9 protein-coding genes are annotated in these 11,502 nt (G+C 36.9%); 5 read left to right on the forward strand and 4 right to left on the reverse strand.

The window, feature by feature from the left end:
* The first annotated feature begins 207 nt into the window (after positions 1 to 207).
* The 4 genes from QM491_RS08615 to QM491_RS08630 all read left to right on the forward strand — a co-directional run bounded on the left by QM491_RS08615 (position 208) and on the right by QM491_RS08630 (position 4,937).
* On the forward strand, positions 208 to 1,314 hold the full coding sequence (locus tag QM491_RS08615) for an Mrp/NBP35 family ATP-binding protein (protein ID WP_283327093.1): 1,107 nt from the start codon (positions 208 to 210) through the stop codon (positions 1,312 to 1,314).
* 166 nt (positions 1,315 to 1,480) lie between these two features.
* Positions 1,481 to 1,732: a NifU family protein gene (locus QM491_RS08620; RefSeq protein ID WP_283327094.1), complete on the forward strand. Its 252-nt coding sequence runs from the start codon at positions 1,481 to 1,483 to the stop codon at positions 1,730 to 1,732.
* Between the two features lie 187 nt (positions 1,733 to 1,919).
* Positions 1,920 to 2,960, forward strand: a complete 1,041-nt coding sequence (locus QM491_RS08625; RefSeq protein ID WP_283327095.1) for a thioredoxin family protein — start codon at positions 1,920 to 1,922, stop codon at positions 2,958 to 2,960.
* Between the two features lie 192 nt (positions 2,961 to 3,152).
* Positions 3,153 to 4,937, forward strand: a complete 1,785-nt coding sequence (locus QM491_RS08630; protein WP_283327096.1) for a D-alanine--D-alanine ligase family protein — start codon at positions 3,153 to 3,155, stop codon at positions 4,935 to 4,937.
* A gap of 267 nt (positions 4,938 to 5,204) precedes the next feature.
* Here the strand turns inward: QM491_RS08630 and QM491_RS08635 are convergent, their stop codons facing one another.
* From QM491_RS08635 to QM491_RS08650, 4 genes are all read right to left on the reverse strand, one after another.
* On the reverse strand, positions 5,205 to 6,170 hold the full coding sequence (locus QM491_RS08635; RefSeq protein ID WP_283327097.1) for a DUF8428 domain-containing protein: 966 nt from the start codon (positions 6,168 to 6,170) through the stop codon (positions 5,205 to 5,207).
* 324 nt (positions 6,171 to 6,494) lie between these two features.
* Positions 6,495 to 7,868, reverse strand: coding sequence for a cytochrome P450 (locus QM491_RS08640; protein ID WP_283327098.1), 1,374 nt, complete (start codon positions 7,866 to 7,868; stop codon positions 6,495 to 6,497).
* A gap of 211 nt (positions 7,869 to 8,079) precedes the next feature.
* Positions 8,080 to 8,808, reverse strand: coding sequence for an esterase family protein (locus QM491_RS08645; protein WP_283327099.1), 729 nt, complete (start codon positions 8,806 to 8,808; stop codon positions 8,080 to 8,082).
* A gap of 53 nt (positions 8,809 to 8,861) precedes the next feature.
* Positions 8,862 to 9,470, reverse strand: coding sequence for a GDSL-type esterase/lipase family protein (locus QM491_RS08650; RefSeq protein WP_283327100.1), 609 nt, complete (start codon positions 9,468 to 9,470; stop codon positions 8,862 to 8,864).
* Between the two features lie 324 nt (positions 9,471 to 9,794).
* Here QM491_RS08650 and purH point away from each other — a divergent pair, with 324 nt between their 5' ends.
* Positions 9,795 to 11,315, forward strand: coding sequence for a bifunctional phosphoribosylaminoimidazolecarboxamide formyltransferase/IMP cyclohydrolase (gene purH, locus QM491_RS08655; RefSeq protein ID WP_283327101.1), 1,521 nt, complete (start codon positions 9,795 to 9,797; stop codon positions 11,313 to 11,315).
* Positions 11,316 to 11,502: the final 187 nt, after the last annotated feature.

Raw genomic sequence — 11,502 nt, forward strand, 5'->3', positions numbered from 1 at the left:
ACTCCTATTTTCCCTTCAAAGGACTCACTTGTTGAGTCCTTTGTAATTTACGGCTATCGCCAATTTGGCAATTTCCTCTTCACTTCCTAGCACTTAAAGAAACTTACAAGCTATCTTTGTAGTTAAGATTAATAAACGATAGTGATAAGATACTCAAATCTTGTCTAAATGGCATTAGTTTAATTGCCACTAATTTCGAAAAACATCATGGGCGATTTAAAAATCAATAAAGAAGAAATTCTCAAGGCTTTATCGACGGTTCCTGAACCAGATTTGAAAAAAGACTTAGTTACCCTCAATATGATAAAGGACATAGAGTTGGGTGTAGGAGAAGTACGTTTTACAGTAGTACTTACAACACCTGCGTGTCCTTTGAAAGAAAAAATCAGAAAAGACTGCGAAAATGCTATCCACGAACACGTAGACCCTAATCTGAGAGTTGTAATTAATATGACCGCTGATGTAACTACTACTCGTTTTGGTAATTCTACTTTGTTGCCAGATGTAAAAAATATTATTGCAGTGGCTTCAGGTAAGGGTGGAGTTGGTAAATCTACAGTAACTGCCAATTTGGCTATGGCACTCAAATTATCTGGTGCTAAAGTAGGTATTATCGATGCCGATATCTCTGGACCTTCGATTCCTGTGATGTTTGGTGCCGAAGATTTGCAACCAATGGTTCAGCAGATAGATGGCAAAAACATGATTCAGCCTATCATGCAGTACGGCATCAAGATGATTTCAATGGGCTTTTTGGCTCCTCAAGACAATCCTGTGCCTTGGCGTGGTCCAATGGCTACACAGGCTTTGCGTCAGTTCTTTGGCGATACACACTGGGGTGAATTAGATTATTTATTGATTGATCTTCCTCCTGGTACTTCAGATATTCACTTGTCATTGGTACAACTAGTGCCAGTTACTGGTGCAGTAGTAGTAACTACTCCACAAAAAGTGGCTTTGGCCGATGCTACCAAGGGTTTGATGTTCTTCCGTCAAGCTCAAATCAATGTTCCTGTACTAGGAGTTGTTGAAAATATGGCTTATTTTACACCAGAAGAGTTACCAAACAATAAATATTATATTTTTGGTAAAGATGGTGGGAAAGAATTGGCTGCAAAATACGAAACAGAATTATTAGGGTCTATTCCTTTGGTACAGGGTATTCGTGAAGGTGGCGACGACGGTAAGCCTGTTGTTATGGGTGATTCGATTATGACACAAGCCTTTAAAGACCTTGCCGAAAACGTAGCACAACAAGTAGCTATTCGTAATGCAACGATAGACAAAACTACGCCAGTGCAGTTGAAAGTGTAGACGATGAATACATATAGCTAAATTTCCTAGCTACCTGTCGGCTTTAGTATCAAATAATTACGATATTTGTATTACTAGCAAAATCGAATAGGGCAGAAGCAAAATTCTAGCTTGAATATATTTATGGATCTTGCTAAAAGACCATACAACCAACTTGTTATAAAGCATGGAAACAACGTTTGAGAATTCTCTAGCAGAAAAAGTAGAAGCGGCCTTAAATAAGATTCGTCCTTATTTGGTAGCTGATGGTGGCAATGTGGAAGTTATCGAAATCACAAATGATTTGGTTCTTCGATTACAATTTGTGGGCGCATGCAGTTCGTGTTCAATGTCTGCCATGACTTTCAAAGCTGGTATAGAGGAAACCATCCGTCGTGAAGTTCCTGAAATTGCTCGTGTCGAAGCTGTTGTGGCTTAATTCACTTAAAGCTTTGCCCAAAATATATATATAGCCCTTGCAAATTATTTTGCAGGGGCTATTCGTTGTGTAGGAGTAATAATCAATTTCGGATTTGGGATTTCGGATTTTAAAAAACGTAAGCAATACTTCCGAAATCAAACATCCGAAATCCGCAATACTTAATCATTCACTCAATAACAACCGTATGAAAAAAATTGCTTTACTATTTGTCTTCGTAGTAGGTTTTGTACAGGCTCAGGCTCAAGTACAACGAGGAGGTATCAACTTTTTTAAAGGAACGCTCAAGAGTGCATTTACCTTGGCACAGGCTCAGAATAAACCACTTTTTGTAGAAATTTATGCAATAGGTTGTCCTCATTGTGAAAATTTTAAAAAGACTTTCGATACTAACCCTAGAGTAGGGGCTTTTTTCAATAAAAAATTTGTTAATTATCAATTAGAAGTAAACTCTCCTGAGGCAAGAGCTTTTCGTCAAAAACATAATATTTATGTACTGTCAACGCCCTTAATGAGTTTTTGGGACAAAGACGAAAAATTACTGCATATCCAGTCGGCAGGCGATGAGCAAAACAACGAAGCCTATATCATCAATATGGGCGAGCGTGCTATTAATCCACAAATGCAATCGGCTACTTGGAAAAACTATTTCAAGCAGGGTATGAACGACGATAATTTCTTGATTGAATATGCCTACACTTGTCGTTTGTTATGCGATACTACTGATAACCTAGCGGCAATGCGCACGTATGCACAAAAACAAAAACCAGAGATGCTGTCTAGCCCGACAAACTTTGTTGTTCTACAAAAAATTATCATGGATGACGAAAACCCCTTGTTTATCAACATGATGAATCATCTGGAAGAATTCAATAAAAAATTTGGAGCACAGAATGTTAAGGTGACTGCCGAAAATATCGTCATGTATAGCTTGTATTGCAGCCGAGCACAACAATATTCGCCTGAAAAATTCACTCAAATGAAAGAATATCTTCGTCGTTTGGGTATCGACGAACAATCGATTCGTGGGCGTTTTGTATGGACAGAATCGACCGTACTTTTCAAAGCAGGTAGAGACCTCGAAGCTGCCAATTTGATTGATGCTTTTTGTAAAAATATAAAGCAAATCGACAAAAAAGATGCTACTTTCATAGAAACTTTTGTCAAAACTAAAACAACAAATTCGGCTGCGCTCGAAAAACTAGATTGGATTTTTAAGAAAAAATAAACTACTAGGGGTAGAGACATCAAGTGTAGGGGTGAATTCTTTTACTCGCAGTACACATAGGCATCTCTATCCCATTTTTATTCACTCTACTACCTCAAAACCCCACTGTCTCGCCTAAATTTGCTATATTGCACGCCAAAAATAGCATTCTCTTCAACGTTTAATCCCGATTGGTTAATCGGGCATTTCAACATGAATATAGGTATCTTCTTTGGCGGGCCCGCTCGTGAACGTGAAATTAGTTTTGCTGGTGGTAAAACTGCGATGGAAAACATCGACAAATCACTTTTTACTCCTATTCCCATTTTTGTAGATGGCACAGGAAATTTCATCATTCTCAATGAGTCGTTGGTATATTCTAGCGCTATCCGTGATTTTTATCCCCCAAAATCTTATCAAGGTGATTACACGATTTACTCAGAATCACTAGGGCAATTATCTGACGAAGAACTTGATACCATGCTCCAAACAATTGGTACACGTATTTCGCCCGACAAATTTAAGTCTTACATCGACTTTGCCTTTATTGCTATGCACGGACCAGGTTGCGAAGATGGCAGTATTCAAGGTTTATTAGAGTGGTACGGTATTCCATATTCAGGGCCAAGTGTTATGGGTTCTTCGATTGGTATTGATAAAATTGCCCAAAATGATTTGATTCGTTTGGCAGTAGGTCTTAACAAAAGAACAGCTACTTTAACTCGTCAATCTTTTGAGCAAGAGGAGGCTAGTATATTGTTTGAGCAAATCAAAGCACAAGTAGGATTACCATTTGTGGTAAAAGCACCACACCAAGGCTCGTCTATTGGAGTTGCTTTTGTGAAAAAAGATGAAGTAAGTGATTTTGTAAAAGCAGTAAAACAGTGCTTTTTTATTCGTGAGGTAAGTGCTGAAGAATGGAATACAACTGATAAGAAAGAGTATGTTCAGAAAATGGCTAATCTCGATGAAGGTATCGGTTTGCCAGTGGCCTTGAACAACGAATTAATATATCACCCAGCTGAATTATTGACGAAACTTGATGCACATTTTGCACAAGCAAATGCCAAAGCTGAGTTGATTTCGAGTAATGCTGAAGATGCCGTTTTGTTTGAAAGTTTTGTAAAAGGACAAGAATTTAGCTGTGGGGTAATCCAAACACCAGATTGTGTTTCAGTAGCATTACCACCAACCGAAATTATCGCAGGAGTAGAAGTATTTGATTTTAAAGCAAAATATCAATCTTCTGCTACTCGCAAGCGTATTCCAATCGCAACGTCATTGGATAATCTTAATAAGGTACAAGCTGATGTCAAAAAAGCTTTTGACTCATTGAAATTTGGTGTTTGTACTCGTATTGATGGTTTCTTGACACCAGAAGGCGAAGTGCTATTACACGATCCAAATACCATTCCAGGAATGTCACCAACGTCGTTGATTTTTAAACAAATGGGCGAAATTGGATTGAATGTAACGGATGCTATTACTTATTTTATCCGCCAGTCGATTCGTGAGCGTATTCGTACTGGAAAGAATACCATTAAATTTCAGTTATTGTTAGAAAAATTAGATGCAGCAATTGCTACTCGTATCGAAGGGTTGGCATCTCGTAAGCAGGTAGCATTCTTGTTTGGAGGATTCGACGCCGAAGCGCAAGAAGCATCTTATGCCGAAGCCAAAAAAGTGTATGGTCGTTTGGCCGCTAGTACTGACTCACTACCTGTTCCAATTTTTGTAATAGGAAACGATGCTTTCTCAGCAAAATACTACAAACTTCCAACGAACATCATGTTCAAAGAATTTGCCGAAGATATTGTGAAGGCATTAGATGGCTCGGTACACCCATTGATTACTCAAACTCGAATCAATGCGGAGGCAATTACACTACATTTTACGGGTAAATTAGTAGGTTCTGTGGAAGAAATCGACTTGTCCACAATCTTATCAACATGTCAAGCGCAACAAAACTTTGTAGCTGGTTTAGAGATTGCGCTGTAGTATTTAGTGATTGAGTGGTTGAGTAATTATTTGAATCCGTAGAGACGTAATACTTTACGTCTTAAGCCGAGTCAGACATAGCGTAGTAGTACCAAAACATAAGTCATCCCGAATTTTGGAACAAGGATGATTCAATAATTTTTATCAAAAAAAGCGGTCGAAAAACAATTTTCGACCGCTTTTTTTGGTGCTAGATAGAACTCAGTTTTAGACGTAAAGTATTACGTCTCTACGGTTGATATACCAATTTTAACATAATTGCTCAATTTATTTTACGCTAAATACACCCTGTCCAATTTTAAATCCTTCAGCATACAATTCTACGGTATAATTTCCAGAATTATATCTTGAGTTTTCGCCACGGCTAAAAAGCATTTCAACTCTTTGGTCGTTACTGGTATATTCTATAATTTTTTTAGAAGTATAGGCTGTTTCTATGCCATTAAATTGGAAAATCCCAGAACCTAAGGCACTATCTGAAATTACAGCACCTGTTGGATCTAAAATACGAAGAATAATTTCCTTTTCATTTTGTTCGGTCAAAGGGTTAGAAGGTAGGTTGAAAATAACCAATAATTGATTCATTTTCTTAGATTTATAATTACCACCATCTTGTACTTTTCCACGAGAATTAACTGCCAATACCTGAATATTGATTGCTTTTAATTGAGCACCAATACGTACTTTTTTACTCAGCTCTTCATTTTTGGTACGTTCTTCAGTAACCGACTGGGTCAGCACTTCACGTTCGGCACGTAAGCCTGTATTTTCGCGTACTACACCTTCTTTCTCTTGTGTCAAAATTCCTTTTTCTTTCACCAAACTTTCGTTTTCAGAACGAAGCTTGCTAATCTGCTGGTCTTTTTCAGATAGTAAAGCAATATATTCTTGAATTTTTTCCTCGTAGGTGCTTTTATCAAACTTACTGGTATTCTTTAGTTCAGCTTTGTCATGATTTAAACGAGCCTTCAGGCGCTCCAGTTCTTCAACTTTACCACCAAGTTCCTTAATTTCAGCAATTTTGGCATCTAGTTGGGTCGAAATAGAATCCAAACGAGTACGTACTGTAGTCAGCTCTTCAATTTTCTGATTAATAATAGATTCCTGACTTTCAGTCTTTTGATTTGCATTAAAAAGCATATATCCTAAAACCAATATAACAACCGCTGCAAGTCCCAAAATGATTTTGAGTAGGCTATTGTTGACCGAATTAGGCGCATTTTGATTATTCATAATAATAAAGTACTAAAAATGAAAAAGATAAATTTTATCATAAATTACGGTTGCAATAATAGATAAAGTTTTGAACCGAAATAAATTTTCATTTGAAATATCAATATTTTGTGCGCATTGATGAAAATAGGATTTTATAGGTGAAAATTTGATGCAAATAAAGTGTAAGGTAGAACTACCAAAAGCGTGTAATAGATAGGTTGAGATAAAATTAGCAGAAACACTGTAAGGTTTATAACTCAGAAAGCTTTACTAATGTACATTTTTCTGAGCATATAAACATCATTTGTAGCATACCGTTAACTCGATTATTGTAAAATATACTTACTTCTTCAGTCTACTTACTTTGATGGGCATATTGCCTTTGGGTTTGAGGGTAATTTGTGGGTCAGGAAAGACCTCTTCTATTTTTTCAAAATCAAAATATTTGACCAATAGTATCAGCATAATTTGCATTTCCATAAGGGCAAAATTATTGCCAATACAAAGTCTAGGGCCACCTCCAAATGGTAAGTAGGCATAACTTGGACGTTGCTTGATTTGCTCAGGTAAAAAGTTGTCAGGATTAAATTCCTCTGGGTTTGTCCAATAAGCTTTATTTCGATGAAGTAAATACGGACTGAAAAATACTTGCTCTTTAGCAGGAATCAAATACTCACCAATACTTTGATTTTCCATTACTTGCCTGCTAATTGCCCAAGCTGGAGGGTATAGTCGTAGCACCTCACTTATTACTTGTGAAGTATATGTTAGTTGTCGGATATTCTCAAAATTGGGTAAATTTTCCCCTAATATCTCTTGCGATTCAGAGCGCATTTTTTGAACTATTTCGGGATGTTGCGACAAAAGATACATAGCCCATGACATCGCCATTGCTGTGGTTTCATGACCAGCAATAAACAAAGTGACAATCTCATCTCGCAGTTGTTTATCTGTCATTTGTTCATTAGTATCTTCGTCTTTTGCTGTGATAAGCATTTGCAATAAATCGTCAAATTGCGCTTCTGGATTAATCTTAATTGCATTTCTACGAGTACTAATAATTTCTTGAATTACGGTATTCAATCGATTCGACGAAGCTTTAAATTGTTGATTTACCTTGGTGGGTATCCACATCGGAAAGCGCACTGGCGTACGCATTTGTACACTCAAAATTTCATTAAGAGTATCAATGTCGTGAGAAATATGGGCGATTTGGTTGGTATCTATACTTACCCCAAATAGAGATTTTGTGACAATCAGTAACGTGGTTGCCATCATTTCTTTTGTCATTGCTAGAATATCAGAACCATTCTGTTGTTCGATGGTAGTTTCCCAACGTTTAATCATAGTCATTGTTTCGTCGTTCATAATATCGACTAACAAGGCCAAACGTTGCTTGTAAAAAGCAGGTTGAGCTAATTTACGTTGGCGATGCCAAAATTCGCCGTGACTTGTAAGCATTCCATTTCCCAATATTTGTCCTAAAACCCTGTAAGCACGTCCTTTGATAAAAGCCTTGCTGTGTTCTTGTAAAACATACTTGATATCCTCAGCATTGAGCAATAAGTTGACATTGAGATATACAATACGTAACTGCACTATACGCTCATTTTCATGCTGTAGTTTGAGCAAAAAATTGAGAGGATCACGGCCAAATTCTAATGCGTGCCCAAAGAAAAAAACACCCTTGACCACTGGGACTTTTTTAAGAAACATAGATTGTTTGAAAAAATGAAAGGAGTTGAGTATTGGTGCTTTATGAATGATTTTAATAATCATCCATTTCAGATATCGGATGTTGGATTGCGGAAATGTAACTTACTTTTCAGTATTTCCGAAATCAGAAATCCCAAATCTACAATAGTTTAAAATCCTATATTAACACTTACCTGACTGTAAATGATGTAATTGTGTAAAAATCACTCAATCAAAGGTATATCTGTACCATTTTTCGCCAATATCGAGCTTTGTGAGCTTCTTCATCCCAGACGTACAAATGATGGTGAATATCTTTATGGTTAAGAATTTCGCTAAAATGAATATTGTTTTCTAAAAAAGCATCTTCTTGTCCAATGGCTAGAATAATATCCATTTTACGTAAATCGGAAAGTGTTTTTTCATCTTGAAGATTCGGAATAAATTGAATAGGCGTGTTGAAATAAATATCCTCGTCGTGATAGCCACTAAACAAATCCCTAAAATATCCTGTCGCCCAAGTCAAGTCATAACGTCCACTCATACCTACAGCTTTGCAGAAATAATGAGGGTATTTCATTGCTATATTGATAGCATGATAGGCACCTAAGCTACAACCTGCCGAAATCATATCGCTAAAAGGATTCATTTGGTGCATAAAAGGGATAACCTCTTGTATAATATAGTGCTCGTATGCAATATGGCGTACAATACGTTCACGAGGAGAGATGTGCTCATTGTACAAACTTTCGGCATCGATACTATCTACACAAAAGACCTGTAAATATCCTGCGTCAATTTTATCTTGAATCGAAGCAATAACCCCCCAGTCTTCATAGTCATAAAATCTAGCAGCCCTCGTAGGAAAAAATAATACACGTGTTCCAGTATGCCCAAAAACCAGTAACTCCATGTTTTTTTGAAGATTTGGACTAAACCATTGGTGGTATGAGCGGGTCATGATAGCAGAATTTAAAAAGGGATTGATAGGTCAGAAATTTAATAGGAAAACTTTTAAACTTGTTTAATTTGAGATAAATGTTTTAATAAAATTTCTTTCAGCATGTTATGCCCTTGAGTATTGAAATGTAAACCGTCGTTTTCGTAGTATTGTGGATTAGGTCGATTGTCGTATCCCAAATAATTATCATAAATGTTGACAAAATGCCAATAGGGATTTTGACGAGCTTCAATCTCATTTTTTATAATCATATTGGTATATTTTACCTGGTCATTCAGATACCAACGGATTGGACTGGGCTTTATCGAAACATAAGAACAATGTATATTGCCATAACGCTCCTTTACTTTTTCAAAAAGCTGAAAAAGAAAAATATAAATTTCTTCAGGATGACGATTATTGCTTAAATCGTTGTCACCTGCGTATATAACTATATTATCGAGTGATTTTTGGTATTTGAATACTCGGTCAAAATACCAAGTGCAAGCGGCCAATGTAGAACCCCCAAAGCCTAAGTTTACAGGTTGGAAAGCAGCAAATTCGTGATAAAGCGATTGCCAAAGAGTAAAGGTCGAACTTCCATAAAAAGCCGTTTGAGGTTGATATTCTAAGGTTTTTTGTAATTTCTCTAATCGTTTAACTTCTTCTTCGTACCAAAACATGACTTTAGTGGATAACAGGGTTATTATAATTGGGTGTGGGCTGTTGACTTTCAGGAAGGGTACAGCATCTTTCAAATATAACCAAAAGACTTTAAACAAAAGGGTAGGCTGTGTCAATTTTACACTAACCTTGGCATAGATAAAGGAGATGATTTATCTAAAAGACCTATAAATAGTTATTTGTTTTAGATAAAATTGCCTTAAAGCACTACGAAAAATACAAAATTGATTATTTTTGCACTTTCATTCTGACGAGGTTAGTTGTAGGGTAAAACGCATATAGTAAAGCCCTAACGAGCAGCTAGCCGAAAATGTATCAAAACAATGTCATCCAAAAAAATCCAATCAGCCCTCATTTCGGTTTATTACAAAGACGGACTCGCTCCAATTGTTGAACTCCTCCACAAGAACGGGGTAAAAATTTACTCAACAGGTGGTACTCAAACTTTCATAGAAGAAATGGGTATTCCTGTAACTGCCGTAGAAGACCTTACTAGCTATCCTTCTATTTTTGGTGGTCGTGTAAAAACTTTGCACCCAAAAGTATTTGGTGGAATTTTATACCGTCGTGACAATGAAGGTGATGTGCAAACGGCAGCTCAATTCGAAATCCCTTCGATTGACTTGGTAATTGTTGACCTTTATCCATTTGAAGAAACTGTAGCAGGTGGTGCTTCTGAAGACGACATCATCGAAAAAATCGACATCGGTGGTATTTCATTGATTCGTGGTGCTGCTAAAAACTTCAATGATGTATTGATTGTTTCTTCTCGTACACAATACGCAGAGGTATTAGCATTGTTAGAAGCTAAAAATGGTGGAACTGACTTGGCAGACCGTAAGCGTTTTGCTATGTTGGCATTTGGCGTGTCATCTCATTATGATACTGCTATTCACGCATATTTTTCTGGTAACACAACAGATATTTATGATTTCAAAGCTTTACCAAACCACTCGTTGCGTTATGGCGAAAACCCTCACCAAACTGCTACTTTCTATGGTGATTTGGAAGCGCTTTTCGAGAAATTAAACGGTAAAGAACTATCTTATAACAACTTGGTTGACGTAGACGCTTGTATTACTTTGTTGGATGAGTTTATTCAAACTTCATTTGTAATCATCAAGCATACAAATGCTTGTGGTGTAGCTTCTGCCGAAACGGTAAAACAAGCGTACTTGAATGCTTTTGCTTGTGATACTATTTCAGCGTTTGGTGGCGTGTTGGCAACCAATGGCGAAGTAGATGCTGAAGCAGCTGAGGCAATGAACTCATTGTTTTTCGAAATTTTGATTGCTCCTTCTTTTACTCCAGAGGCGCTTGAGATATTGAAAACAAAGAAAAACCGTATTTTATTGAGACGCAATGAAGTGGCATTTGGTAAGAAAATGTTCAAAACTTTGTTGAACGGTGTTTTAGAGCAAGACAAAGATTTAGCTACAGAAACAGCACCTCAAATGCGTACTGTAACTGAAAAAGCTCCTACTGAAGCAGAATTGAAAGCTTTAGAATTTGCGTTGAAAGTTTGTAAGCATACAAAATCTAACACAATTGTATTGGCGAAAGACGGTCAATTAATCGCCTCAGGTGTAGGTCAAACTTCACGTGTGGATGCGTTGAAACAAGCCATCGAAAAAGCAAACGAATTTGGTTTTGATTTGACTGGTTCAGTAATGGCATCGGATGCATTCTTCCCATTCCCTGACTGTGTAGAAATTGCTCATAAAGCAGGAATTGCTGCGGTTGTACAACCTGGCGGTTCAATCAAAGATAAAGATTCTATTGCCTATTGCGATGCCAATGGCTTAGCAATGGTAATGACTGGTGTGAGACACTTCAAACACTAGAAAATACAGAACGCCTCAGTCTACTAAGATTGAGGCGTTTTATGTTATTTGATAGATACATTTTACTTTGTTTAGGCAAAATATTTTCTTTAAAACTGATATAAAAACACTTCCTTTTTCTCCAATTATTTTTGATTTTATCTTCAAAAAAATATTTCCTGAAAAATTCAAAAGTCAACCCCCTAGA

The sequence above is a fragment of the Flectobacillus longus genome, assembly GCF_030056705.1.
Lineage (GTDB): Bacteria > Bacteroidota > Bacteroidia > Cytophagales > Spirosomataceae > Flectobacillus > Flectobacillus longus.